21 protein-coding genes and 1 pseudogene are annotated in these 26,609 nt (G+C 62.1%); 1 reads left to right on the top strand and 21 read right to left on the bottom strand.

Features of this window, described 5'->3' with window-relative positions; translation table 11 throughout:
- Positions 1 to 50 precede the first annotated feature (50 nt).
- From ACH2DG_RS10275 to dapF, 21 genes and pseudogenes are all read right to left on the bottom strand, one after another.
- On the bottom strand, positions 51 to 848 hold the full coding sequence (locus ACH2DG_RS10275) for a cell division protein FtsQ/DivIB (RefSeq protein ID WP_395025918.1): 798 nt from the start codon (positions 846 to 848) through the stop codon (positions 51 to 53).
- A gap of 18 nt (positions 849 to 866) precedes the next feature.
- Positions 867 to 1,841, bottom strand: coding sequence for a D-alanine--D-alanine ligase (locus ACH2DG_RS10270; protein WP_395025917.1), 975 nt, complete (start codon positions 1,839 to 1,841; stop codon positions 867 to 869).
- Positions 1,838 to 3,271: a UDP-N-acetylmuramate--L-alanine ligase gene (murC, locus tag ACH2DG_RS10265; protein ID WP_395025915.1), complete on the bottom strand. Its 1,434-nt coding sequence runs from the start codon at positions 3,269 to 3,271 to the stop codon at positions 1,838 to 1,840. Before murC ends, ACH2DG_RS10270 begins: the two co-directional genes overlap by 4 nt.
- Positions 3,268 to 4,329 (bottom strand): undecaprenyldiphospho-muramoylpentapeptide beta-N-acetylglucosaminyltransferase, encoded by a 1,062-nt coding sequence (murG, locus tag ACH2DG_RS10260; RefSeq protein ID WP_395025914.1) that lies wholly within the window; start codon positions 4,327 to 4,329, stop codon positions 3,268 to 3,270. Before murG ends, murC begins: the two co-directional genes overlap by 4 nt.
- The gene (ftsW, locus tag ACH2DG_RS10255; protein ID WP_395025912.1) at positions 4,326 to 5,594 is read right to left on the bottom strand and encodes a putative lipid II flippase FtsW; all 1,269 of its coding nucleotides are present in this window, start codon (positions 5,592 to 5,594) and stop codon (positions 4,326 to 4,328) included. The genes murG and ftsW overlap by 4 nt, the downstream gene beginning before the upstream one ends.
- Positions 5,591 to 7,600 carry a UDP-N-acetylmuramoyl-L-alanine--D-glutamate ligase gene (gene murD, locus ACH2DG_RS10250; protein WP_395025911.1) on the bottom strand — a complete coding sequence of 670 codons (2,010 nt, stop codon included), beginning with the start codon at positions 7,598 to 7,600 and terminating at the stop codon, positions 5,591 to 5,593. Before murD ends, ftsW begins: the two co-directional genes overlap by 4 nt.
- Before the next feature lie 5 nt (positions 7,601 to 7,605).
- A complete protein-coding gene (gene mraY, locus ACH2DG_RS10245; RefSeq protein ID WP_224151269.1) occupies positions 7,606 to 8,784 on the bottom strand; it encodes a phospho-N-acetylmuramoyl-pentapeptide-transferase in 1,179 nt (392 codons plus the stop codon).
- On the bottom strand, positions 8,778 to 10,202 hold the full coding sequence (murF, locus tag ACH2DG_RS10240; RefSeq protein WP_395025981.1) for a UDP-N-acetylmuramoyl-tripeptide--D-alanyl-D-alanine ligase: 1,425 nt from the start codon (positions 10,200 to 10,202) through the stop codon (positions 8,778 to 8,780). Before murF ends, mraY begins: the two co-directional genes overlap by 7 nt.
- A gap of 2 nt (positions 10,203 to 10,204) precedes the next feature.
- Positions 10,205 to 11,725: a UDP-N-acetylmuramoyl-L-alanyl-D-glutamate--2,6-diaminopimelate ligase gene (locus ACH2DG_RS10235; RefSeq protein ID WP_395025910.1), complete on the bottom strand. Its 1,521-nt coding sequence runs from the start codon at positions 11,723 to 11,725 to the stop codon at positions 10,205 to 10,207.
- Positions 11,722 to 13,467, bottom strand: a complete 1,746-nt coding sequence (locus tag ACH2DG_RS10230; RefSeq protein ID WP_395025908.1) for a peptidoglycan D,D-transpeptidase FtsI family protein — start codon at positions 13,465 to 13,467, stop codon at positions 11,722 to 11,724. The genes ACH2DG_RS10235 and ACH2DG_RS10230 overlap by 4 nt, the downstream gene beginning before the upstream one ends.
- Positions 13,464 to 13,745: a cell division protein FtsL gene (ftsL, locus tag ACH2DG_RS10225; RefSeq protein ID WP_224152572.1), complete on the bottom strand. Its 282-nt coding sequence runs from the start codon at positions 13,743 to 13,745 to the stop codon at positions 13,464 to 13,466. The genes ACH2DG_RS10230 and ftsL overlap by 4 nt, the downstream gene beginning before the upstream one ends.
- A gap of 43 nt (positions 13,746 to 13,788) precedes the next feature.
- Positions 13,789 to 14,718: a 16S rRNA (cytosine(1402)-N(4))-methyltransferase RsmH gene (gene rsmH, locus ACH2DG_RS10220; protein WP_395025906.1), complete on the bottom strand. Its 930-nt coding sequence runs from the start codon at positions 14,716 to 14,718 to the stop codon at positions 13,789 to 13,791.
- Positions 14,719 to 14,725: 7 nt separating this feature from the next.
- A complete protein-coding gene (mraZ, locus tag ACH2DG_RS10215) occupies positions 14,726 to 15,151 on the bottom strand; it encodes a division/cell wall cluster transcriptional repressor MraZ (protein WP_224151265.1) in 426 nt (141 codons plus the stop codon).
- Positions 15,152 to 15,823: 672 nt separating this feature from the next.
- A complete protein-coding gene (gene hslU / locus ACH2DG_RS10210) occupies positions 15,824 to 17,140 on the bottom strand; it encodes an ATP-dependent protease ATPase subunit HslU (protein WP_395025904.1) in 1,317 nt (438 codons plus the stop codon).
- A gap of 166 nt (positions 17,141 to 17,306) precedes the next feature.
- Positions 17,307 to 17,852 carry an ATP-dependent protease subunit HslV gene (gene hslV / locus ACH2DG_RS10205; RefSeq protein ID WP_395025903.1) on the bottom strand — a complete coding sequence of 182 codons (546 nt, stop codon included), beginning with the start codon at positions 17,850 to 17,852 and terminating at the stop codon, positions 17,307 to 17,309.
- Positions 17,853 to 18,060: 208 nt separating this feature from the next.
- Positions 18,061 to 19,719, bottom strand: coding sequence for a hypothetical protein (locus tag ACH2DG_RS10200; protein WP_395025902.1), 1,659 nt, complete (start codon positions 19,717 to 19,719; stop codon positions 18,061 to 18,063).
- Between the two features lie 44 nt (positions 19,720 to 19,763).
- A pseudogene (gene dksA, locus ACH2DG_RS10195) lies at positions 19,764 to 20,249 on the bottom strand (RNA polymerase-binding protein DksA); the annotation flags it as partial.
- 423 nt (positions 20,250 to 20,672) lie between these two features.
- On the bottom strand, positions 20,673 to 21,785 hold the full coding sequence (locus ACH2DG_RS10190) for a CobW family GTP-binding protein (RefSeq protein ID WP_395025901.1): 1,113 nt from the start codon (positions 21,783 to 21,785) through the stop codon (positions 20,673 to 20,675).
- A 391-nt stretch (positions 21,786 to 22,176) separates the two neighbouring features.
- Positions 22,177 to 23,145, bottom strand: coding sequence for a tyrosine recombinase XerC (locus tag ACH2DG_RS10185; RefSeq protein ID WP_395025899.1), 969 nt, complete (start codon positions 23,143 to 23,145; stop codon positions 22,177 to 22,179).
- Between the two features lie 8 nt (positions 23,146 to 23,153).
- Positions 23,154 to 23,843: a DUF484 family protein gene (locus tag ACH2DG_RS10180; protein ID WP_224151258.1), complete on the bottom strand. Its 690-nt coding sequence runs from the start codon at positions 23,841 to 23,843 to the stop codon at positions 23,154 to 23,156.
- 87 nt (positions 23,844 to 23,930) lie between these two features.
- Positions 23,931 to 24,803, bottom strand: a complete 873-nt coding sequence (dapF, locus tag ACH2DG_RS10175) for a diaminopimelate epimerase (RefSeq protein WP_395025898.1) — start codon at positions 24,801 to 24,803, stop codon at positions 23,931 to 23,933.
- A gap of 99 nt (positions 24,804 to 24,902) precedes the next feature.
- Between dapF and ACH2DG_RS10170 the strand changes: the two genes are divergently transcribed.
- Entirely contained in the window at positions 24,903 to 26,591 is a 1,689-nt protein-coding gene (locus ACH2DG_RS10170) for an MBL fold metallo-hydrolase (protein ID WP_395025896.1), read from the top strand.
- The last annotated feature ends 18 nt before the right edge of the window (positions 26,592 to 26,609 follow it).

Genomic DNA, 26,609 nt, shown 5'->3' with positions numbered 1-26,609 from the left:
CTCGATGATTGAGTGATTGGTATGGTTCATGTGTTGCATCTCTGAATGTTCTACTTCTTGGGTGCAGGTCTGGCCGCCGAGGTGGAGCCCGTGCTCACGCCCTGCATGCGAACGGCATAGCCGCCAGCATGGCGCAGGTCGGCAGAGGTCAGCGAGGCAACGCTTCGCTTGTACATGCCGGTCACTTCCGGCAGGGACTCGGCAAACTTGCTCACGCGCTGGCGCACTTCTGTTTCTGTGCCTTGGCCCATCTCTATCACCGCACCCGATTGCAAGGTGGCCTTCCAGCTGCCGCTGCTGCTCTCGTCCAGCCCGATCAGGGGGTTGTCGAGCTTGGCGTAGATGGGTGCGAGCGCCCGGAACATGCCCAGCACCTCCATCGACCGGCCGGCCCGGCCAGACAGATGGGGCAGATTGTGCAGATCCGGGTCTGTGGAATCTCCTTCAAACATCTGGCCATCGCTGTTGAGCAGGCGCGATTCGCCCTCTGCTCCCCAGACGGCCGCCGCATCCTGTTCGGTGATCGTGACCGACAGGGTGTGCGGAAACTCGCGCCGCACCTGGGCCTGGCGCACCCACGGCGCCTGCTCGAAAATCTTGCGCGTCTCGTCCAGATCCATGGTGAAGAAGTTGCCCTTGAGCGCTGGCATCACATTGGCCTGCAACGAAACGGCACTGTTGTGCTCCATCTCGCCTTGCACCACGATGCGGGCAATGCTGAGCGCAGGGTGGTGGATGGCCCAGCGCGCACCGGCTGCCAGCACCATGGCGCCGCAACCCACGAACAATGCCGTTGCCAGCATGTTCATGAGCCTGACGTCAAAGGGGACTGGCATGGTCTGTTCCATGGTGTGTCTGTCCTTCTTTCAAACCTCGGCGCCTTGCGCCGCGTCGGTGGATGCCGATGCCAGCAGGTGCAGGCACAGGTCTTCGTAGCTCATGCCGGTGGCGCGAGCGGCCATCGGCACCAGCGAATGGCCGGTCATGCCCGGAGAGGTGTTGATCTCCAGCAGAAAAGGCTTGTTGTCGGAGGCGCGCACCATCACATCGGCACGCGACCAGCCACGGCACCCCAGGGTGCGGAAGGCCTTTTCCGCCAGATCACCAATGGCAGCCTCCATGTCGGCAGGCAGGCCGCTGGGGCAGAAATACTGCGTGGTGTCGGTGAAGTACTTGTTCTGGTAGTCGTAGTTGCCTTCGGGCGCCACGATCTTGATCACCGGCAATGCCTTCGCATTGCGCCCCTGGCCCAGCACCGCGCAGGTGGTCTCCACGCCTTCGATGAACTGCTCGCACAGCACTTCCGGGTCATAGCGCGATGCCAGCTCGTAAGCCTTGGCGCATTCTTCGGGCGTGCTGATTTTGGACAGGCCGATGGTCGATCCTTCGCGCGCTGGCTTCACGATCATCGGCGAGCCCAGCGCTGCAAGCGCATCGCGCGTATCCTGCTCGCTGGCAGCCATGCGCCACTCCGGGGTGGACAGCCCTTCAAAGCGCCAGATGCGCTTGGTCATGATCTTGTCCATCGCAATGCTCGATGCCATGACACCCGGGCCGGTGTAGGGAATGCCCAGCAACTCGAGCGCACCCTGCACCGTGCCATCTTCCCCATGGCGGCCATGGAGCGCGATGAAGCAGCGTACGAAACCCTGCTTGCGCAGCTCGCCCAGGTCTTGCACGGAAGGATCGAACGCATGCGCATCGACCCCTTTGGATTGCAGCGCTGCCAGGACGCCCTTGCCGGACATCAGCGAGACTTCGCGCTCGGCAGAACTGCCACCCATCAGCACGGCAACCTTGCCCAGTGCCTTCACATCGATATTCATCATTTTTTCACTCATACCGCGCTCTCCTTTTGCGCAATACGCTCATCATTTGATAGCAAATCCATCACTTTTCCGGCCACCGACCCGATCGACCCCGCACCCATGCACAGCAGCACATCGCCATCCTTGGCGTGGTCCACAATCGCTTGGGGCATCTCGGCAATCTGCTCTACAAAGATGGGTTCGACCTTGCCTGCCACGCGCACCGCACGGGCCAGCGCCCGGCCATCGGCCGCCACGATCGGCGCTTCGCCAGCGGCATATACCTCGGCCAGCAACACGGCGTCAGCGCCACCGATCACCTTGACGAAATCCTCAAAGCAATCGCGTGTGCGGGTGTAGCGGTGGGGCTGGAAGGCCAGCACCAGACGACGGCCCGGGAACGCGCCGCGCGCGGCCGCAATGGTGGCAGCCATTTCGACGGGGTGATGGCCGTAATCGTCAATAACGGTGAACTTTCCACCATTGGCCAGACTTGCTTCTCCATAGCGCTGAAAACGGCGGCCCACGCCCTTGAAACCTGCCAGTCCACGCAGCAGGGCTGCGTCATCCAGTCCCAGCGCCATGGCCACGCCAACGACGGACAGCGCATTGAGCACGTTGTGTTCGCCAGGCAGGTTGAGCACCACATCCAGATCCGGCAGGCCTTCGGCCGTACGGCGCTGCACGGTAAAGCGCATCTGGCCATTGTCGGCGCGTACATCGACCGCACGGATCTGCGCTGCCTCGTTCAAGCCGTAGGTCGTGACCGTGCAGGCCACGCGGTCCACGATCTCGGCCACGGCAGGGCTGTCGGTGCAGACGATGGCGTTGCCGTAGAACGGCATGCGGTTGAGGAAATCGACGAACGCAGACTTGAGGCGGCCAAAGTCATGGCCATAGGTGTCCATGTGGTCGGCATCAATGTTCGTGACCACCGCCATCACGGGCAGCAGGTTCAGGAACGATGCGTCCGACTCGTCGGCCTCGACCACGATGTACTCGCCGCTGCCCAGCCGCGCATTGGCACCAGCACTGTTGAGCTTGCCGCCAATCACAAAGGTCGGGTCCCAGCCCGCTTCGGCCAGCACGCTGGTGACCAGGCTGGTAGTGGTGGTCTTGCCATGGGTGCCCGCAATGGCGATGCCTTTGCGCAGGCGCATCAGCTCTGCCAGCATCTGCGCGCGGGGCACCACAGGAATGTTGCGAGCGCGGGCGGCCAGCACCTCGGGGTTGTCGGCCTGCACCGCCGTCGAGGTGACCACGGCCTGAGCGTTGGCGATATGTGCCGCATCGTGGCCGACAAAGGTAGTGATGCCTGCATCGCGCAGGTGCTGCAAGGTGGCGCCGTCGGACAGGTCTGAACCCGACACCACATAGCCCAGGTTGTGCAGCACTTCGGCAATGCCGCTCATGCCTGCACCACCGATACCCACGAAGTGAATGCGTTGGATGGCGTGCTTCATCGTGCCACCTCCTCGCAAGCTTGAGCCACACGTTGTGCGGCTTCCAGTTTCTGCATTGCTTTTGCCTTTTGCGCTTTCTCCACCAACGTGGAGCGCTCTATATTTTCTAGCATTTCAGCCAGATTTTGTGCGCTTAAAACGCTTTGTTGCACCAACCATCCTGCACCGCAATCCACCAGGAAACGCGCATTGGCCGTCTGGTGGTCATCCACTGCTGCAGGGAAAGGAACGAACACCGCAGCGGCGCCTACGGCGGCCAGCTCCGTCACCGTGCTGGCACCCGCGCGGCAGACGATGATGTCTGCGTCGGCATAGGCCCTGGCGGCGTCGTCGATGAAGGGGGTCAAGGTGGCTTGCACACCTGCTGCCGCATAGTTGGCCTGCAGCGCATCGATCTGCTTGGCGCCGCTTTGGTGAGTGACCCGTGGCCGAGATGCCTCGGGAATCAGTGCCAGCGCCTGGGGCACGACCTCGTTCAGCGCCTTGGCACCCAGGCTGCCGCCCACCACCAGCAGATGCAGAGGACCCGTGCGGCCTGCGAAACGTGCAGCAGGCTCGGGTTGCTGCGTGAACTCGGCACGCAAAGGGTTGCCCACCCATTCGGCACCGGCAATTGCATCCGGAAAGGCACTGAACACGCGCTTGGCAAAACGCGCCAGCAACTTGTTGGCCATGCCGGCCACCGAGTTCTGCTCATGCAGAACGATGGGAACCCCGCCCAATACTGCAGCGAGCCCACCAGGCACGGTGATGTAACCGCCCATGCCGACCACCACATCGGGCTTCACACGGCGCAGCACGGCACGCGCCTGCGACAGCGCCTTGGCCATGCGCAGGGGCAGGCCCAGCAATGATGCAGCGCCCTTGCCCCGCACGCCGGAAAACGCCACCGTCTCCAGCGGAAAGCCCCGTGGTGGAACGAGGCGCTCTTCCATGCTGCCGGGAGCACCCAGCCAATGCACGGTCCAGCCGCGGTCACGCAGCTCTTGCGCCACGGCCAGCCCCGGGAAGATGTGCCCCCCTGTTCCGCCAGCCATGATGAGTGCGGTCTTGCTCATGCGCGCGCACCTCCCGCACTCATGGCCTTGTTCTCGCAATCAATGCGTAGCACGATGGCGATGGCAACCAGGTTCATCAGGATGGCCGAGCCGCCAAAGCTCATCAGCGGCAGCGTCAAGCCCTTGGTTGGCAAGGCACCCAGGTTCACCCCCACGTTGATAAAGGTCTGGAAGCCGATCCAGATGGCAACCCCCTGGGCCACCAGACCCGAGAAGATCCGATCCATGCGGATGGCCTGGCGGCCAATCTCGACAATGCGGCGGATCATGAAGAAAAACAGGCCCAGCAGAATCACAATGCCCACCAGCCCCAGTTCCTCACCGATCACGGCCAGCAGGAAGTCGGTGTGCGCTTCGGGCAGCCAATGGAGTTTTTCCACGCTGCCGCCCAGGCCCACACCAAAAATCTCACCCCGTCCAATTGCAATCAGCGAATGCGACAACTGGTAGCCTTTGCCCAGCGCATGCTTTTCGCTCCATGGATCCAGGTAGGCGAAGATACGTTCGCGGCGCCATTCGGATGTCATCACGATCATGGCAAAGGCCGCCACCAGAATGAGCGCGATGATGAAGAACATGCGTGCGTTGACGCCGCCCAGAAACAGGATGCCCATGGCGATCACGGCAATCACCATGAACGCCCCCATGTCGGGCTCGGCGAGCAGCAGCGCACCCACAATGCCCACCGCCAGGCCCATGGGCAGCACGGCGCGGAAGAAGCGCTCCTTCACCTCCATCTTGCGGACCATGTAGTCGGCCGCGTACATGATGACTGCGATCTTGGCCAGCTCGGACGGCTGGAAATTCATGATACCCAGCGACAGCCAGCGGCGCGCGCCATTCACCACCGTGCCCACATGCGGAATCAGCACCGCAATCAGCATGAGGATGGAGCCGATGAAGAGCCAGGGCGCCCAGCGCTCCCAGACCTTCATGGGAATCTGGAATGCCAGCACTGCAGCCACAAAGCCCAGGCCTACGCTCAGCAGGTGGCGCTGGAAGAAATAGTAATGCGCAATCTTGCCGAAACGAGGGTTGTCCGGCATGGCGATCGAGGCAGAGAACACCATGACGATGCCCCACGACAGAATTGCCACCACCAGCCAGATCAGCACCTGGTCGGCACCAAAGAAACTGGCCGTGTTGGTAGGCATCTGGCGGTACTCATTGCCACCCACGCGCACCGGCAGGATGTCGACAGGCTTCTCACCTGCCGGCTTGAACCAGCCACCAAACTTGTCACGCAGTGCTGTGGTTGCGCTCATGGCTGCACCTCCAGGCTGCTGCCTTTTTCTTCGGCCAGTGCGGCGACCGCCTGGCAGAACACCTCGGCACGGTGGGCATAGTTCCTGAACATGTCCAGACTGGCGCAGGCCGGAGACATCAGCACCGCATCACCCGCGCGGGCCTGCTGGCTGCACAGCTGCACCGCCTCTTCCATGGTCTGCGCATGCTGCATCGGCGCATGCGTGTCGGCCAGTGCTTCTTCTATCAGCGGCGCATCGCGGCCAATCAGTACCACTGCGCGCGCATAGCGCAGCACAGGATCTGCCAGCGGCGAGAAATCCTGGCCTTTGCCGTCGCCGCCCAGGATCAGAACGATCTTGCGGTCCGCACCCAAACCCATCAGTGCGGCTACCGTCGCACCGACGTTGGTGCCCTTGCTGTCGTCAAAGTACTCGACGTCATCCACCACGCCAATGGGCTCGACGCGGTGGCGTTCGCCCCGATACTCGCGCAGGCCAAACAGCATCGGGCCGAAGGCAGCACCCGCGGCATGGCCCAGCGCCAGTGCAGCCAGTGCGTTCATGGCGTTGTGGCGACCGCGAATGCGCAAGGCATCGGCCGGCATCAGGCGTTGCACAAAAATTTCGTCGCTCGCAGCCTGGTTGCGCTTGTTGCTGGCACTGTTGCCATCGTCCTGCGCCCGTACCAGCCATGCCATGCCATTGACCACTTCCAGCCCGAAATCGCCAGGCTGGCTGGGCATGTCCAACCCAAAGCTGATGTGCGCGCGCAATTGAGGGCGTTGGAGCTTGATGCGTACGGGCGGTGGCAGCATTTCCATCACCATCGAATCATCACGATTGAGCACCATCAATGCGTTCTTGCCAAAGATTCGGGCCTTGGCAGCGGCATAGGCCTGCATGCTGCCGTGCCAGTCCAGGTGATCCTGCGTGATGTTGAGCACCGTAGCGGCCGTGGGCTCGAATGCATGCGCATCTTCGAGCTGAAAGCTGGACAGCTCCAGCACCCAGGCCTGCGGCAGGTCTTCGGCATCGATGCGTTCAGACAAGGTATCGAGCAAGGTGGGGCCGATGTTGCCTGCCACCGCAGTGCGGATACCTGCATGCTCAAGCAGTTGCCCCGTGAGCGAGGTTACTGTGGTCTTGCCATTGGTGCCGGTGATGGCTAGCACCTTGGGTTGGTAGCCATGCGCCTGTGCGAGGCTGCCCAGCGCCATCGAGAACAGGTCGAGCTCACCACTGACGGGCAGGCCAATGGCTCGCGCAGCCTCCACAACCGGCGCCACGACAGCAGGACTCAGGCCTGGAGAGCGGTATACAGCACCCAGACTCTGGCCATCAATCAAGGCAGCAGAAAACTCTCCCGCCACAAAGCGCACCGCCGGCAACTCAGCCTGCAGCTGAGCAAGCTGAGGCGGCGCTTCGCGCGTGTCTGCCACGGTCACATCCGCGCCTGCGCGCACGCACCAGCGTGCCATGGCGAGGCCAGAGGCGCCCAAGCCCAGCACCAGCACCCGCTGCCCTTGCAGGTGCTGAGCCTGACCTTGCGGCCACTGCACTGGCACCGGTGGGTATTCCACCACCTGCTCGGCAGGCTGTGCGGCTACTGCCGTCACTTCGCCGCTGGCGGCATCGGAGATGCTGGGGTCTGCAAAAATCTGCGCCACAAAAGCGGCAGCATCCTTGGCCGCCGTCAGTGTGGATACGTCAGGAATGGGCTCTGCAATAGGGGCAGCAGGCTCAGCGACTGCATCAGGCACCACTGGCGCGGCGGCGTTTCCTTCATCGGCACTGTGCGCCGCAGGTGCTTCGCCTTCCACCACATCACCCTGCGGCACAGGCAGTGCGGCTTCATCTTCTACAGCAAGGGTTGCCACGGATTCAGAAGCAATTGGCGCCTGCAGTCCTTGCACCAGCGTCGCATTTTCATCTACTGCGTGCTGCACAGAATCAGCCACCGGCGCAGTGCCATCCGGCGCCATCGCAGGGTTGTCGGTGAGGGGCTTGAAGGCTTCGGTAGACATGGTGTTTACCTCAGCTTCAGGGTGGACAGGCCAATCAGGCACAGCAGCATGGTGATGATCCAGAAGCGCACCACAACCTGCGTCTCCTTCCAGCCACTCTTCTCGAAATGGTGGTGGAGTGGCGCCATCTTCAGCAGTCGACGGCCTTCGCCATAACGCTTTTTGGTGTACTTGAACCACACTACCTGCATCATCACCGACACAGCCTCGGCCACGAACACTCCGCCCATGATGGCCAGCACAATTTCCTGGCGCACGATGACGGCGATGGTGCCCAGAGCACCGCCCAGCGCCAATGCGCCCACATCCCCCATGAAGACCTGGGCTGGATGGGTGTTGAACCACAGGAAGGCCAGACCCGCGCCAAGCATGGCACAGCAGAAAATGAGCAGCTCACCCGCGCCACCGATGTGTGGAAAGAGCAGGTAACGCGAGAAATTGACTGAGCCGGTGACATAGGCAAACACACCCAGGGCCGAACCCACCATCACCACCGGCATGATGGCCAGACCATCCAGACCATCGGTCAGGTTGACGGCATTGCTGGAGCCAACGATCACCAGGTAGGTCAGGATCACAAAGCCAAGCACGCCCAGCGGATAGCTCACCTCCTTGAAGAAGGGAACCATCAAGCCTGCCTTGGGCGGCAGATCAAGCGAGAACCCGGATTTGACCCAGCTGACAAAGAGGCTCCACACCTCGGTATTGGTGTTCTCGGAAATGCAGAACACCAGGTACAGGGCGGCGCCCAGGCCGATGATCGACTGCCACATGTATTTTTCGCGCGAGCGCATGCCTTCGGGGTCCTTGTTGACTACCTTGCGCCAATCGTCCACCCAGCCAATGGCACCAAAGCCGAAGGTCACTGCGAGCACGACCCAGACGAAACGGTTGGAGAGATCGAACCACAGCAGGGTCGAAATCAGGATCGACAGCAGGATCAGCACGCCACCCATGGTCGGCGTGCCGCTCTTGCTCAAGTGAGACTGCATGGCGTAACCCCGGATCGGCTGACCGATCTTCAAGGCGCTCAAGGTGCGGATCACCTTGGGGCCAGCCACGAGCCCGATGATCAAGGCGGTCAGCGCCGCCATCACGGCGCGGAACGTCAGGTACTGGAAGATCCGCAGAAAGCTGAACTCCGGCGACAGGCTTTGCAACCAGCTGGCAAGCAGTATCAGCATGCTGCCTCCTTGCAGGCGCCCTGCGCATTGTCTGTCTTGCCTGCACAGGCTTGCATCGCCTGCACCACTTGCTCCATCTTCATGAACCGCGAACCCTTGACCAACACACTACCTACGTGAGGCATCACCATGCATACCGCCTCCTGCAAGGCCTGCATGCTCTCAAAATGCCGAGCGCCTGCACCAAACGCTGAGGCAGCAAATGCACTCTGTGCCCCCAGCGCAAACAACTGCGCTATGCCTTTTTGCTGTGCCAGCGCACCTGCTTCCGCATGGAACTGTGGGCCGTTGTCACCCACCTCGCCCATATCGCCGAGCACCAGCAATTGCGGTGCAGGCAGCTCGCGCAGCACCTCAATGGCTGCCTCGACCGAATCGGGATTGGCGTTATAGGTGTCATCCACCACGGTGACCTTGCCCGCAGGCGTTGCCACCGACAGCGCACGCGACCGGCCCTTGACCGGCTCGAACGCCGTCAGGCCCTGTGCGATGACCGCGACCGGCACACCCGCCGCATGCGCGCACGCAGCCGCAGCCAGCGCATTGCGCACGTTGTGTCGGCCCGCTATCTGCAGCGCAATGGCCGCACTGCCTGAAGGTGTAAACAGCTCCAGCGTCCAGGCGCCGTCGCCCCAGGCCACATTGCGGGCAAATACCTGGGCACCGTCAGCCTCGTCGCCAAACAGCAAACTGGTGCGAGCGCCAGCCAAGCCTTGCCACAGCGACGTGTACAAATCGCCTGCCGGAAAAACCGCTACGCCGTTGACGGGCAATGCAGACAGCACGCTTCCGTTTTCACGCGCCACCGCCTCAACGGTATGCATGAATTCCTGGTGTTCACGCTGGGCGTTGTTGACCAGACCCACCGTCGGCTGCGCCATGGCTGCCAGCAGCGCGATCTCGCCGGGATGGTTCATGCCCAGCTCCACCACACCGATGCGGTGGTCGGCAACCAAGCCCAGCAAGGTGAGCGGCACGCCGATTTCGTTGTTCAAATTGCCCCGGGTGGCAAACCCGGCGTCACCTGCATGCACCCGCAGGATGGACGCGATCATCTGCGTGACCGTGGTCTTGCCGTTGCTGCCCGTGACCGCCACCATGGGGAGGGCAAACTGCGCACGCCATGCGGTAGCCAGTGCTCCCAAGGCCTTGAGGGTATCCGGCACTACGATGCCGGGCAGGCCTGCGCTGCCTGGATCGGCGTTGCACAATGCGGCAACCGCACCCGCCGACTTGGCTTGCGCCAGAAATGTGTTTCCATCAAAGCGCTCGCCCTTGAGCGCCACAAACAAATCACCAAGCTGCAGGCTGCGTGAATCGGAGTGCACGCGCAGCAGCGGCACTGCACCGTCACCCACAAGCCTTGCCTGTGGGATGTGCTGCTGGATGAACCCCAGCGCCTGGTGCAGGGTCATCATCGTCATAGTTGTTCTTTCCGCTTGGCCAGCGCCGCCTTCGCCTGCGCCGTGTCGAGAAACGGGTGCTTCACACCCGCAATCTCCTGATAGTCTTCGTGCCCCTTACCTGCCACCAGGATCACGTCCTCGCTGGCAGCACGGCACACGGCTTCGTCGATTGCAGCAGCACGGTCGGCCTGCACATGCCAGTGCGCGCTTTTCGCCATGCCTTGCACGATGTCGTCAATGATGGCCAATGGCACTTCGCCACGGGGGTTGTCACTGGTCACGATCACTTCATCTGCCTGGGTTTGCGCAATGCGCCCCATCTGTGGGCGCTTGGTGGCATCACGGTTGCCGCCGCAGCCGAACACGCACCACAGCTTGCCAGCGCGCTGCGCTGCGAGCGGACGCAAGGCCTGCAAGGCCTTCTCCAGAGCATCGGGCGTATGCGAGTAGTCGACAGCAATCAGAGGAGCCCCGGCTTCGGTTACCTGCTCCATGCGGCCGGGCACGGCAGCCATTCCGGCGCATGCATCCACGGCCTGCTGCAGGCCAACCCCCAGCGCTCGCACGCAGGCAATCACTTCCAGCAGGTTGAGCACGTTGTACTGACCGATCACCTGGCTGTGAAGCGTGACGGCCTTGCCGCCTTCCACTACCTCAAACACCAGGCCGCGCTCGCCGGCACGGATATGTCGTGCCGACAGACGCGCGGTCGGGTTGTCAGCGATCGAGACCGTCCACAGGTCGAGCGCCTCAGCCGCCAATTCGGTCGCCAGTTGTGCCCCCTTGGGGTCATCCACATTCACCACCGCAGCCTGCAATCCCGGCCACGCGAAAAGCGCACGCTTGGCAGCCCAATAGGCGTCCATGCTGCCGTGGTAATCCAGGTGATCCTGGGTGAAGTTCGTGAAGATGGCAGCCCGGATGCGCGTTCCTGCCAGACGGTGCTCCTCGATGCCAATGGACGAAGCCTCGATGGCGCAGGCGCCATAGCCCGCATCTACAAAATTGCGGAATGCGCGCTGCAGCAATACGGGGTCGGGGGTGGTCATTCCCGTTACATCCAGCTGGTGCGGCGGGATGCCGACGCCCAGGGTCCCCACCAGCGCACTGCCGCGGTGCGGCAACACGCCTGCGTCGGCCAGATGCGCCACAGCCTGTGCCAGCCACCAGCTGATGCTGGTCTTGCCATTGGTGCCGGTGATCGCCAGCACGTCCAACGCCCGACTGGGTTCGCCAAACCATGCATTGGCAATTTCGCCTGTTGCCGCCTTGAGCTCAGGCATGGCCGCCACGGGCATGCCCGCGAAATCGAATGGCTCCATGCCAGCTTGCTCGACCAGGCACGCAACGGCGCCACGTTGCACGGCTTGCGCCACGTAGGCACGGCCATCGTTGACACCACCGGGCCAGGCGATAAAGGCATCGCCCGGCTGCACCTTGCGGCTGTCGGTCTGCAAGGTGCCGCCGGCAACATGTGCCTTGAGCCAAGCCATGGCCTCGTCCACGCTGCGCAGCAGTTGGGGAGTCGCATTCATAGCGGCTCCTCCACTTCGTTGGCAACGATTTGCGGTTTGACGGTCATATCAGGCTGCACACCCATCAGGCGCAAGGTCTGCTGCACGACTTCGCTGAACACCGGGCCAGCAACCGTGCCACCATAAAAGCTGCCTTGCGATGGCTCATCGATCATCACCGCAACGATGATGCGCGGGTTCTCGATCGGAGCGATACCGGTGAACCAGGCGCGGTACTTGCCCGCTGCATAGCCCTTGCCCTGCTGCTTGCGCGCGGTACCGGATTTGCCGCCGATCGAGTAGCCGACGGTCTGCGCCTTCTGACCAGTACCGCCAGGCCCTGCCGCCAGCCACAGCATGTGGCGCACTTGCTCTGCCGTTTTCTTGGAGAACACGGGCGTGCCTGCCGGGCGCCCCACACTCTTGAGCATGGTGGCCGGAATCACGTTGCCGTCATTGGAGAAGACTGTGTACGAGCGGGCCATCTGGAACAGCGAAGCCGACAGACCATAGCCATAGGAGATAGTGGCCTGCTCCACAGGCTTCCAGCTCTTCCAGGGACGCAGGCGGCCGCTGGCCGCGCCTGGGAATGCGATCTGCGGCTTCTGCCCATAACCCAGGGCGGAGTGCACGTTCCACATTTCCTGCGCCGACATTTTTTGCGCCACCTTGAGCGCGCCCACGTTGCTCGACTTCTGGATCACGCCGTCCACGGTCAGCGCACCGTAGTTGTGCGTGTCAGTGATCGTGAAGCCGCCAATGGCATAGCGACCCGGCGTGGTGTCGATGATGGTGGTGTTCTTGACACGCCCCAGCTCCAGCGCGGTTCCCACGGTGATCGGCTTCATGGTCGAGCCTGGCTCGAAGGTGTCGGTGATGGCACGGTTGCGCAGCTGCTCACCGGTCAGCCGCAAGCGGTTGTTCGGGTCATAGCTGGGGTAGTTGGCCAGCGCCAGCACTTCACCGGTGTGCGCATCCATCACCACCACGCTGCCTGCCTTGGCCTTGAAGGCGGCCACCTGGTCGCGCAGCTTCTGGTAGGCAAAGAATTGCACCTTGCTGTCAATGGAGAGCTGGATGTCCTGGCCTTCCTGCGGCGGGGTTTCGACGCCCACGCCTTCCACCACACGCCCCAGGCGGTCCTTGATGACACGGCGCGAACCGGCTTTGCCGCCCAGTTCCTTGTCGAATGCCAGCTCCATGCCTTCCTGGCCATGGTCTTCCACATTGGTGAAGCCCACGACGTGGGCTGCAGATTCACCTTCCGGGTATTGGCGCTTGTATTCCTTGCGCAGGTAGATGCCCTTGACATCCAGTGTCTTGATCTTCTGGCCAATGTCCCAGTCCAGCTGCCGCTTGATCCAGACAAAGCTCTTGTCTTCGTCAGCCAGTTTGGCGTTGAGCTGGGCGTAGGGCATGCCCATCAGCTTGGCGATTTCGCGCAGCTTGGATTGGGTGGCTGCATCGTCCTGATCCACATCCTCGGGAATCGCCCAGATACTGGCGGCCGGTACGCTGGAAGCCAGGATCAGGCCATTGCGATCCAGCAACCTGCCTCGGTTGGCAGGCAATTCGATGGTGCGCGCAAAGCGCACTTCACCCTGCCGCAGAAAGAAGTCATTGCCGATCACCTGCACGTAAGCTGCGCGCCCGATCAGGCAGAAAAAACCCAGTGCGAGCGCCAGCATGACGAAACGGCTGCGCCACATGGGCGTGCGCTCGGCAAGCAGCGGGCTGGTGGAGTAGCGCATGTCGCGGCTCATTGCGCAGCTCCCACGCCCGGCTCTGGCACATACACAGTCACTGCAGGCGTTGCCGTCTGCATTCCCATCTTGTCGCGCGCCAGTTGCTCCAGGCGCAGGGGTGTGGCCTGGGCACGCTTTTCCACCTGCAGGCGCTGGTGGTCGGTTTCCAGCTGGCGCGACTGCGCCACCGTGCGGTCCAGCTCAGTGAACAGCTTGCGCGCTTCATACTGCGACTGCACCAGCGCCATGGCGCTGAGGATCGACAGAATCAGCAAAAGGATATTCAGGCGCAGCAGCACAGATATCCTTTCTTCTTGAATGCAGGCAGGTACAGCGCGCTCATGCCGGCACCTCCGTACGCTCTGCCACGCGCATCACGGCACTGCGGGCCCGTGCATTGGCCGCAACCTCCGCCTCGCTGGGCTTGACACGCTCCAGGGCCTTGAGGCGCATGGGCTGCGGCGCCGCAAAGGGCGCACGGCGGTCATAAACCTCTTTGGAATGCCTGGCAATGAACTGCTTGACGATGCGGTCTTCCAGCGAATGGAAGCTGATGACCACCAGCCGCCCGCCAGGGGCCAGCACCCGCAGGCTGGCCTCTAACGCCTGCTCGAGCTCCTCAAGCTCGGCATTGATGAAAATCCGAAGAGCCTGGAATGTGCGCGTGGCAGGGTTTTGCCCAGCCTCGCGGGTCTTGACTGCGCCAGCCACGAGCTCGGCCAGATCGGCAGTGGTGGCGACTGGCGAGCCAGCCTCCCGCCGCGCAACAATCGCCTTTGCAATGGGGCCAGCAAACCGTTCTTCACCGAAGTCACGTATCACCTCCGCAATCTGCTGCATTTCCGCCTCTTGCAACCACTCGGCCACGCTTTGGCCGCGAGTGGTGTCCATGCGCATGTCGAGCGGGCCGTCGAAGCGGAAACTGAACCCGCGCTCAGGACTGTCGATCTGGGGCGAGCTCACACCCAGGTCCAGCAACACCCCGGCAACCGATGCAGCCGGGAGTTCCGCCATGTGGCTGAAGCCTTCGTGGCGAATGGAAAACCGGGCGTCACTGATGCGCGCCGCCTCGGCAATGGCCTCCACATCCTTGTCAAAAGCAATCAACCGCCCGTTGGGCGGCAGTTGGGAGAGCACCAGGCGCGAATGCCCGCCGCGCCCGAAGGTGCCATCGACAAAGATGGGATCCTGATCCACAGAGGCCTGCAGCAAGGCATCAACCGCCTCGTTCAGCAGGACGGTGGTGTGTTGATAGTTCTTGTTTTCCACACGCACCTCAGAATGCAAAGTCTTTCAACGCCTCGGGCGTCATCTTTTCCAGGGCTTCGGCTTCCTTCGCTTCGTAAGTAGCCTTGTCCCATAGCTCGAAATGGCTGCCCATGCCCATCAGGATCGCTTCCTTGGTGATGCCGACAGCCGCGCGCAACTCGGGCGACACCAGCACACGGCCGGTCGCATCCATTTCCACTTCCATCGCATTTCCAAGAAACATGCGCTTGTACCACTGGGCATCCAGCGGCAGCTTGGCGATCTTGGAGCTGAACACCTCCCACTCATCGCGGGGAAATACCATCAGACAGCCATGCGGATGGCGCGTGATGGTGATCGAGCCACCTGCCTGCACCAGCGCGTCGCGATGCCGGGTCGGTATGGACAACCGACCCTTGGCATCGAGGCTGAGTGAAGAGGCTCCCTGAAACACGGTGTGGTCTTTGGTGATGGGTTCCGATGGTTGGGAAGTGCACTTTTTCCCACAAAATTGCACTTTTCCCCACTGTATCAGGATTTACCCAGCGCACCAAAACCTCACACAATCATTTGCAATGAAAACACAAGTAAATCAATAACTTATATCTGCATCATTGCCAAAACGCTGAAAAAATTTCCGTTAACTCATAAGCACTTAGGATCGCCTCTAGATCCAGACTCTGAGCACTTTTCGGCGAAAATGGACGCCGTTTTAGATTCTTTTAGTTACAAATAAACAATCTGCATGACAGCCTGCAAAGCGATGCACTGCACAAAAGCAAGCGCCCGCCAACATGTGGCGAGCGCGCTGTGCATCATACGCTGATGGAGGGGGCGATCTGCCTTAGAACGTGTTTACGATCTCCTCGCGCCGCGACAGTGATTTTGCGGGATGGGATGCTAGGCGCAGTGCGCAGCCAATAGCCAGCTATTGGCAAGTGCTGCAACGACGCAGACCGCCCCTAGCCGGGCGCCCGCAAAATCGCTGTCCCTCCGGGTTGGAGTGAAATCGGGCGATTTCTGCGCGCTCGCCCTTGCTTGCACCCCGGTGCAAGCTGCGGCCCAGCGCTTCGAACTCATCCCGATTGCACTCCAACGCGGCTGCGTAGAGATCGTAAATACGTTCTTATAGGATGTAACGCGACAGGTCTTCGTTCTGGCTGAGCGAACCCAGCTTGCCGTCCACATAGGCAGCGTCGATGGTGATGGTCTGCCCTCCCAGCCGGGTGGCGTCGAAGCTGATTTCCTCCAGCAGGCGCTCCATCACCGTCGCGAGGCGACGGGCACCGATGTTCTCGGTGCGCTCGTTCACATCGAAGGCAATGTAGGCAAGGCGGGTGATGCCATCGGGACGGAAATCGAGCGTCACCCCTTCGGTCGCCAGCAACGCCTGGTACTGCTTGACCAGCGAGGCGTGGGTCTGCGTCAGGATGGCTTCAAAATCCTGCACCGACAGCGATTCCAGTTCCACCCGGATCGGGAAACGCCCCTGCAGCTCGGGGATCAGGTCGCTGGGCTTGGCCAGATGGAAGGCGCCCGAAGCGATGAACAGAATATGGTCGGTCTTGACCATGCCGTACTTGGTGGAAACCGTGGTGCCTTCGACCAGCGGCAGCAGGTCGCGCTGCACGCCCTGGCGCGACACATCGGCGCCGCTGCTTTCCTGGCGCGCGGCAACCTTGTCAATCTCATCGATGAAGACGATGCCGTTCTGCTCCAGGTTGTCGATCGCCCGGGTCTTCACGTCGTCCTCGTTGACCAGCTTGGCCGCCTCTTCATCGGCAATCAGCTGCAACGCCTCACCGATCTTGAGCTTGCGGGTCTTGCGCTTTTCCTGCCCCATCTGGTTGAACATGCCGCGCAGCTGCTCGGCCATTTCTTCCATGCCCTGCGGGCCCATGATCTCGATCTGCTGCCTGGCTTCGGCCAGATCGATTTCGATTTCCTTGTCGTTCAGCTCGCCCTGGCGCAGCTTTTTGCGGAACACCTGGCGAGTTCCCGTATCAGGCGCCGCTTCGCCAGTGCGCGCTGGTGGCAGCAGCACATCCAGAACCCGCTCTTCCGCCGCATCTTCGGCGCGGGCCCGCACCTTCTTCATGTCCGTGGCGCGCGTCTGCTTGATGGCCACTTCGGCCAGATCACGGATGATGGCATCCACATCCTTGCCCACATAGCCTACCTCGGTGAACTTGGTCGCCTCCACCTTGATAAACGGCGCATCGGCCAGCTTGGCCAGACGGCGGGCAATCTCGGTCTTGCCCACGCCGGTGGGGCCGATCATCAGAATGTTCTTGGGCGTGATCTCCTGGCGCAGCCCATCCGCAACCTGCTGGCGGCGCCAGCGGTTGCGCAGCGCAATGGCCACGGCGCGCTTGGCCTTGGCCTGGCCGACGATATGGTTGTCGAGTTCGGAAACGATTTCCTGAGGCGTCATCGATGACATATGGCAAAAATCCCGTCTAGCGCTTCACTGACAAGCGCCTATAGATATCAATTCAGTAGTATCTGGTCTGCATCCGCTTCCCGCGTCCCGCTTTCCGTTTCCCATATCCATCCCGCGCGCGGAAAGAAAATGTTCGGGAAGGCAATCGACTGATGAAGGGAGAGGATCACAGTGTCTCGATGGTGTGGTGCATGTTGGTGTAGATGCACAGTTCACCCGCAATGCCAAGCGACTTGCGCACCACGTCTTCTGCAGACAGATCGGTATTGTTCAGCAAGGCCTTGGCAGCGGAATGCGCGTAGGCACCACCCGAGCCGATGGCCACGATGCCCTGCTCGGGCTCCAGCACGTCTCCGTTGCCGGTAATGATGAGGGATGCGGAGTGGTCTGCCACCGCCAGCATGGCCTCCAGGCGGCGCAGCACGCGGTCGGTACGCCAGTCCTTGGTCAGCTCAATGGCGGCACGGGTCAACTGGCCCTGGTGTTTGTCCAGCTTGGCCTCGAAGCGTTCAAACAGCGTGAATGCATCGGCCGTTGCGCCGGCAAACCCTGCCAGTACCTTGCCGCCGTAGAGCTTGCGCACCTTGCGCGCCGTGCCCTTGACGACGATATTGCCCAGAGTGACCTGGCCGTCGCCGCCAATGGCGACCTGGATGCCTTGCGGCGTTTCGCGCCGCACGCTGAGAATGGTTGTGCCGTGATACTGTTCCATAGTCTTCGGTATATGGAGTCCTCACCTTGCATTCCAAGCCCCTCGGGGCTGAATTTCAGGCATACCGCGCGGCACAAGTGCATTCCATACGCAAAAAAGAGAGCTTACTGCGCACCTTCTCTCGAACATTCGGCATATTGCATGCCTGAATATCAAGAAAGACAAGCACAGTCCGCTCTCTTTTTTATAACAACCTGCGCGAGATTCTTTAGTTTTCGCGTTGGTTGACGATGGAATGCTCGTTAATGCCGATCAAGTTGAAGAACACGGCATTGAGCCGGTGCAGATTGCCAAAGCGCACCAGTGCATTCTTCTGCTGGCACTCGGCCACCCAGTTCAGCACCGAGCCAGCGGCGACAAAGTCGATGCGCATCAGACGATCACAACGCACGGTGAAGGGCTGGCCAGGCTCGACCATCGGCGTGAACGCATCCAGCATCTGCGATGCATCGCCTTCAATGACGCCCTCCAGCACCGCCTGCGGGCCATCCGTGGCCGCATGCTTCCTGCTGTCGTTCTGCAACTCGGAGATCAGCAGCGAATCCACCACCGGTTTGGCGCTGCTGCGACTGCTGTCGCTCGCAAATTCCAGCTTGGGTGCCACCCAGGAAGGCGGCGAGACCTCATAGGTGACGCAATAATCCAGCGCCGCCGATTCAAAATCCTGCTCCAGCCCCATGAGCCGCAACATGGCCATGCGCAGCAGCCAGCGGTCTTCCAACACGGCCTTGTCGCCCACCGGTGTTTCCTGCTCCAGCACCGCCAGCAGCTTGTCAGTACCGGCAAATACCACGCGGGCCTCCCGCTGCTCGGCCCAGAAACGGAACAAAGTGAGCAGTGGCGTGACCACTTCGTCGCGCACCTCTCCCACACGGGACCAGTTGAGGGTCCACGGCGGCACAAAGCGCTTGAGATTGCCCTGCAGCCCCGACAGCGCCGCTGCACTGAGCGACGGGGGCGCCTGCCAGTTGAGCAAGCGAACATCCGCATCACCTGCGTCGGCAGACTGTGCCTTGGCACCCAGTTCATCGGGCATGGAAAACCACACCGGCGCCGAGCGGCCATACTTGCTGGCGAATTCAATGGCGTGGAAATCGAACTTGGTCTGGTCGCCAGTGGCGCGGTACAGGTCAAACAAGGTGAGCCACACCACCAACTGGCCCATCAGATCGCCATTGCGCTGTTGCACCAAGGCAAGCAGAGACGATTCTGCGCCAGCGCTGTCACCATTGGCATACAGCACCGCGGCCTCTTCCAGATCCACATCGTGGATGAAGCGGCCTGATTCCACCTGCTCGTCAAATACGCCCGGTGCAAGTGGTGCGGTCATCACGGATTCCGCCTGTGGCACAAGCGGCGTGGGGGCAGACACCACGGATTCCGGAGGAACAGGGGCAGTGCCGGGCTCCGGCGCAGGCGCCGCGCCGGTGATGCTCGCGGGAGCGGATGCCGCTGCGGCGCCGTCACCCGACCACCACTGCTTGGACATCTGCTGCTCAATTTCGTTGATCTTTTCGAGCGTATTGGCCGGACGGGTCAGCTTGGAACCCTTGGCAGCTGCGCCTTCGGCCATAGCGGCTTCGAGCATGGCTGCGGAATTGCGTGGCCCCAGGCTGTCTGCAGCAGGTGCGGTGGATTTGTTGGCCTCGCGCCGGATCTTGCGCAACTGGTCAAACTCGAGCTTGCGCACGAAATCGTTGCGGCGCTTGCGCTCCATGATTTCTTTGAGCGCCTGCTTGGAGTACTGCTCTTCCGGATTCTCGGGTTCGGGCACCTTGTCCAGCTCCGACCACTGGGTGGTCGGCTTGGTCACAAAGCGCACGACCTTGGACAACAAACCCTTGGGCGGCTTATTGGCCTCACTCATGGCTACTCCCTCTCTTTGGTGTGTCCGGCGTCGGCCCTCCAGCCTCAATCGCCAAACATTTTTTGCTTCAGCTCACGGCGCTGCTGCGCTTCCAGCGACAGCGTGGCTGTCGGGCGCGCCAACAGCCGACCCACGCCGATCGGCTCGCCGGTTTCGTCACAATAGCCGTAATCGCCAGAATCAATGCGTGCGATCGACTGGTCAATCTTCTTGAGGAGCTTACGCTCCCGATCGCGAGTGCGCAAGACCAAGGCGTGCTCTTCTTCGATGGTGGCACGGTCAGCGGGGTCAGGCACCACCACGGTGTCTTCGCGCAGATTCTCGGTGGTTGCATCCGCATTCAGGTGGATGCCCTTTTTCAGCTCCACCAGCTTGTTGCGAAAGAACGCGAGCTGCACATCATTCATGTACTCGCTCTCGGGCATGACCAGCACTTCATCATCCGTGAGCGCATCTGCCGGCTTCGACTTCCAGGCATTGGCCAGCTTGGTGTCGCGTTTAGGGGTGGTTTGCGTTGTGGTTGGCATAGTTCTCTTGACTGGCTAGTGCAGTTCATCCATGCGGCGGACGTCCGCCGGGTTACAAAAGGCGCCAAATGACACAGGTTCAGCGCCCTACTCTCTGGCCGATCCGGAAACCGGGCCGCTTTGAAGACGCGCCGCAAGGCTACGACTTCGCTTTGTACAAGTTCTCGCCACCGGCACTCCGGCAGCGCAGGCCTTGCATGCACAAGCCTCCTTCTCTGTCGTCACCAAGGCTGCCGGCATTCCTCAGGCTGCAGCCATGTCACCGATCCAGTCCCGCCCTTGCAAGCTGCGGATACCGTGTCTTCCGCTTTGCTGCATTTAGGGCCGCGATTGTATATGCCATTGACGCCTGCCAACAAGGGATTGCGGCCCTCGAACAACGCCGGGTTTGCCCTGAGGCGCACCCGATCACAGGCGTTTACAAACTCAGGCCGTCACCACGCACTGATCCAGACCTTGCTTGAAGATGTCCTGTGGCAGGTCGATGCCAATGAACACCATCCTGCTCTGGCGCGTCTCATCCGCAGTCCACTCCGGCCCCAGATCACTGCCCATCAGCTGGTGCACGCCCTGGAAAATCACTTTACGATTGGTGCCCTTCATTGCCAAGACGCCTTTATAGCGCAGCATGCGGGGGCCATAAATGTTCACAATGGCACCGAGAAAATCTTCCAGCTTTGCCGGATCGAAGACCTTGTCCGTCCGGTAGACAAAGCTTTTCACATCATCGTCATGGTGATGGTGGTGCGGGTGATTGCAATGCTCGCCATGTTCGTGGTCATGGGCATGGTCGTGGCCGCAGTCTTCGCTGTGCGCATGGTGATCATGGTCGTGATCGCACTTGCCATGGTCATGGTCGCAATGGCTGTGGTCATGGTCGTCTTCCTTGAGGAAATCGGGATCGATGTCCAGTTTCGCATTCAGATTGAATCCGAACAGGTCGAACACCTCCTTGAGCGGCACGTCGCCAAAGTGCACCGCACGAATGGGCGCACGCGGGTTCATGTGCTTGAGGCGGTGGATGAGCGCATCTTTCTCGGCTTCCGTCACCAGGTCGGTCTTGGACAGGAAAATCTGATCGGCAAAGCCCACCTGGCGGCGTGCCTCCTGGCGCGTGTCCAGTTGCTGGTTCGCATGCTTGGCATCCACCAGCGTGATGATGGAGTCGATCAGGCAGGTCTCCGCGATCTCTTCATCCATGAAGAAGGTCTGCGCCACAGGGCCGGGATCAGCAAGGCCCGTGGTCTCGATCACAATGCGATCAAAATCCAAAAGGCCCTTGCGGCGCTTGGCAGCCAGCAATTGCAGGGCTTCGCGCAGGTCTTCACGGATGGTGCAGCAGATGCAGCCATTGCTCATCTGCAGAATCTGCTCCTTCGATTCCGTCTTGAGGATGTCGGTGTCGATATTCTCTTCTCCGAACTCGTTCTCGATCACGGCAATCTTCATGCCGTGCGATTCATGCAGCACGCGCTTGAGCAGCGTGGTTTTGCCCGAGCCAAGAAAGCCCGTGAGGATGGTGACTGGAATGAGAGACATAAAACACCCGAAAGTTACACACGGGGCGGCGGTTGTGGCTGCGTCTGCTCGCCATCCTGGACGGGGCAGTTGCGGACCGACCGATTGAGCCGTCGCTCCAAACACATCTATATAGCACCATTCCGCGCCATATCAAGGCGAGCGGAAGAGAAAGCCGGCTATTGTGGCATGGTTTGCCCAATGGGGGGATTTGGGCTGTTTCGGGCCGCCAGTACTTGCGGGCAAAACGGAATTTGCTATTCAATAGATAGCAAACCAGCCATGGGTGCCTAACTTCGCTTCTACTGACCAGGCGAGATCCACCATTCCATACAAGCTATCAATTCAATAGCCATGAAGGCCATGCCCCTTTTTTTGGAGGCCCGCACCGCCCCAGGGCATGCAAAATTATTCAATCCTTCTTGCGCGCCCGAGGATGAGCCTGGTCGTAGACCTGCGCCAGATGCTGAAAGTCCAGCCTGGTATAGACCTGCGTGGTGGTGATGCTGGCATGGCCCAGCAGCTCCTGCACGGCACGCAGGTCCTGGCTGGACTGCAGCACATGGCTGGCAAAGGAATGGCGCAGCATGTGCGGATGCACCGGCGTCGTCATGCCCGCAGCCACACTGCGCTCGCGCAGGCGCTGCCAGACGCTGGCGGCCGATAGGCGTGCACCACGCACGCCAATGAAGAGCGCAGGATCGCGCTGCCCTGCCGCCGGCATCCCCTGGGTACGCAGTTGCAGCCATGCATGCAAGGCGGCCAGTGCCTCCTTGCCCACCGGCACAGTGCGGCGCTTGCTGCCTTTGCCCAGCACATGGGCTTCGGCGGCCTGCAGATCCACCCAGCCGCGTGCATGGTCGCTGGCAATCACATCCAGCCCGACCAGCTCGCCCACGCGCAGGCCGCTGCCGTACATCAGCTCCACCATGGCGGTATCGCGCGCCTGCACCCACGGGTCGCCCTGGGCATTGGCGCTTTCGGCAAAGCGCACCGCATCGTCCACCGACAGCGCCTTGGGCAGCGGCTTGGGTGACCTGGGGGCCCGCACATCCTGCACGGGGTTGTGGGCAATCAGGCCCTCGCGCCCGGCCCAGGTGTAAAAACCGCGCCAGCCCGAGAGGATCAGCGCGATGCCGCGCCCGCTGCGGCCTGCCGAATGCATCTGCGCGACAAAGCGGCGAATATGGCTGGAGGTGAGCCGCAGCGCAGGCGTTGCAGCATCTGCCGCCATGGCCTGCAGGCGTTGCAGATCGAGCAGATACAGGGTCTGCGTGCGGGCAGCCAGACGCTTTTGCACGCGAACATGTTCCAGATAGCGCAGCATCTCGGGCGCCAGCGTCTGCTGCGCCTGCTCTGATTCTCTGCTACCGGAAGCCATGCAATCCTTCAGCGCAGGCGCGACAGCACGCTTGCGGCGATCTCGCCAATGCGCTCGAGCAGATCGGTGCTCATGTCTGCGTCGAAGCGCATCGGATCGGGCGAGCCCAGTACCAGCAACCCCCAGGCTGGCGCGTCACCATTGATGGCGCCGTCGCGCAGGGGCAGCAGCACCACCGATTGCGCCTGCGCGCTGTCCGGCAGCCAGCCTGCAGGCTCCACACCCACGTTAGGGCCGCAGTACGGGGTGGAGAGCGAACCCGCAAAGCTGCGCGCATCGGCGCTGATGCCCTGGGCAAAAGCTTCGTTCAGATAGGTCTCGGCCACGTCCCACAGCCGGATGGCGACCTGGGGCACGTCGAAATGGCGCGCCAGACCGTCGGCAATGGCCTCGGGCAGCTGCACCGGGTTGCGGGTCTTGACCACATCGCAGCTCCAGTGATGGATGCGATCGATGGTGTGGTGGTTCTGGCTGCCATTGCGCATCATGTCCATGATGCGGTGCTCCAGGCCCTTGATCTTGTCGCGCAGCATCTCGGCCTGGCGCTCCTGCAGGCTGACGGTGCGATTGCCATAGGGGCTGATGATCTGCACGCCGGCGAGCACCTGGGCCTGGCGTTCAAAGAAATCAGGCGTCTGGATCAGAAATTCCGCAATGTCTTCTTCGGTGATCGGGGGAACCTGGTTGTCGGTCGTCATGGTGTCTCTCGTCTCTCGTGGAACGTGTTCGTAGTGGCTGCAGGCGCTGCCACACCGTCTGTTGCTTGCGGGCGCAACGCAGACTGTTCAGTCCGGAATGGTGATGCGCCCTTCAAATACCGTCGTCGCCGGACCGGTCATCATGACCGGGTCATTGGCATCACCGCTCCAGGCAATCGTCAGCAAGCCGCCACGGGTCTGCACATCGACCGGGCTTTGCAGCAGCCCCTGCTCGATACCTGCCACCACCGCCGCGCAGGCGCCGGTGCCGCATGCCAGGGTCTCGCCCACGCCACGCTCGTATACGCGCAGGCGCACATGCCGCGCATCCTGCACCTGCAAGAAGCCTGCATTCACCCGCTCTGGAAAGCGCGGATGCGACTCCAGCAGTGGTCCCAGCACCTGCACAGGCGCGGTATCCACATCATCCACCAGCAGTACGCCGTGCGGATTGCCCATGGACACCGGAACTACCAAAACCGTAGCACCCGGCGCTTGGCCGTCCGCCGCCACAGGCCATTTCTTTGCATGGTGCTGCACCACCGGCGTCAAGCCGCTGGTATCGAAAGGTACGTCGGCAGGATCGAGGCGCGGCCGCCCCATGTTGACGGTGACGCGGCCATCGGGCATCAGCTCGGGGGCGATCACGCCCTTTTTCGTCTGGACACGGATGGCCTTCTTACCGGTCAGCCCCTTGTCATACACAAAACGGGCAAAACAGCGCGCGCCGTTGCCGCACTGCTCCACTTCGCCCCCATCGGCATTGTGGATGATGTATTCAAAATCAACCTCCGGCGCGGGCGCGGGTCGCACGGTCAGGATCTGGTCCGCCCCCACGCCGAAGTGGCGGTCGGCCAGGAAACGGTACTGATCAGCGCGCAGGCCCAGCGGGCCAGCAGTCTCGTCCAGCACGACAAAGTCGTTGCCGGCGCCTTGCATCTTGGTGAAGCGGATTTCCATCCAGCCATTATCGCTGTCTGGCGCACTTCGGTACCGAAGCGGCGCATTTGCGCAATGCGTGTGACACCTGGGGCCGCAGCCTGGTTTGATAATGCCCGCATGACCCGCATCAGCCAGCTTCTCCACGCGCAGCGCGAGCCCGTGCCTGCGCGTACCGCCTCGACCGTCCTGTTTTTGCGGGATGCGCCAGACCCGCAGGGCGCGCCAGGCACCACACGGCTGGAAGTGCTGATGTCGCGCCGATCCGACAAAGCCCGCTTTGCGGCCAACCACTATGTCTTTCCCGGTGGCTCGCTGGACGCCGAAGACCGGCTGCACCACGACCAGTTGGCGCGCCGCCCCACGCAGACGGCCGAAGCGCTCACCTACGCCCAGGCCGCCATCCGCGAGAGCCTGGAAGAAATGGGCGTGCTGCTGGCGCGCCATGCCGATGGCCGCTGGGCGACACAGGCCGAAGTGGCGCAGATCGACCGCACCCAGCCGCTCTTGCCGCAGTGCGCCCGGCTGGGGCTGACCCTGGCGGCGGACGCGCTGTGGCCGCTGGCACGCTGGACGGCGGCGCTGGAGATCCCCATCCGCTTTGACGTCCCCTTTCTCGTTGCCCGCATGCCCGAGGGCCAGACGCCCGTCACTGACGACGCCGAGCAGTTTGAGCCGCTGTGGTGCCACCCGGCAGATGCCCTGCAACGTGCTGCGCGGGGCGAAATGACCTTGATGTTCCCCACGCAGACCACGCTGGAACGCTTGGCCCAATACCCCACGGTGCAGGCGCTGCTGGACGTGCTGCAGGCCTTGCCGCCCGGGCAGATGCTGTGGGAGACCCTGCCACGCGGGGGGCTGGTGAATGGCAAGGTGCAGCGCTTCATGGAGCACCAGACCGTATACGGCGAGCTGGCCCTGGTCTGCCCAGACGGCCAGTTGCACCACGCTGTGGGCTGGCAAAGCGAGCAGCCCGTGCCGCTTTTGAAGAATGTGATGCGTCTTACCGCCGACAACGGCGGCACCATGACCGGCCCCGGCACCAATACCTACCTCATCGGTGAAGCGGCCACGGGCTATATCGTCGTCGATCCCGGCCCCAAACCCCAGGCGCAGGACGACCCACATCTGGCGCGCATCATGGCGGCCACGGGCGGCGACATTCGCGCCATCGTCTGCACCCATTCGCACCCGGATCATTCCCCAGGCGCTGTCCCTCTGCAGGCGCTGGTGGCGCAATCAGGTGTTGCCGCGCCCGTGATCTGGGGCCTGCCGTCGGCCCCCATGGCACGCGCGGGCAGCCAGTTCACACCGGATCGGGAGCTGCCCGACGGCGCCACACTGGTGCTGAGCCACCCGGATGGCGCCGCCCACAGCCACACCCTGCGCGCCGTCCACACCCCCGGCCATGCGGCCAACCATGTGTGCCTGGTGCTGGAGGAAGACGGCCTGCTGCTGAGCGGCGATCACATCCTCAACGGCAGCACCACCGTGGTTGATCCGCCCGATGGCAACATGCGCCTGTACCTCGCGTCGCTGAAAAAGCTGGCAGATGCCTGCCAGGCGGGCGATGTGGGTTTCATCCTGCCCGCCCATGGCTACGCGCTCGCGCACCCGCTGCGGGTAATAGAAAAGCTGCTCGCCCACCGCATGGCACGCGAAGCGAAAGTGAAGGCGGCCATGGCGCACAGCCCCGACGGCACCCCGGAAGACTGGGTGGCAATTGCCTATGCCGACACGCCACAGGCGCTGTGGCCGGTGGCCAAGCGTTCGCTGCTGGCACATGTGGAGCATATCCGCGGGCTGTAAATACCCGCACTAAAAAGC

Source organism: Comamonas odontotermitis (genome assembly GCF_040396735.1).
In the GTDB taxonomy this organism is placed as follows: domain Bacteria; phylum Pseudomonadota; class Gammaproteobacteria; order Burkholderiales; family Burkholderiaceae_C; genus Comamonas; species Comamonas odontotermitis_C.
This window is presented reverse-complemented; position numbering and strand designations above follow the sequence as displayed.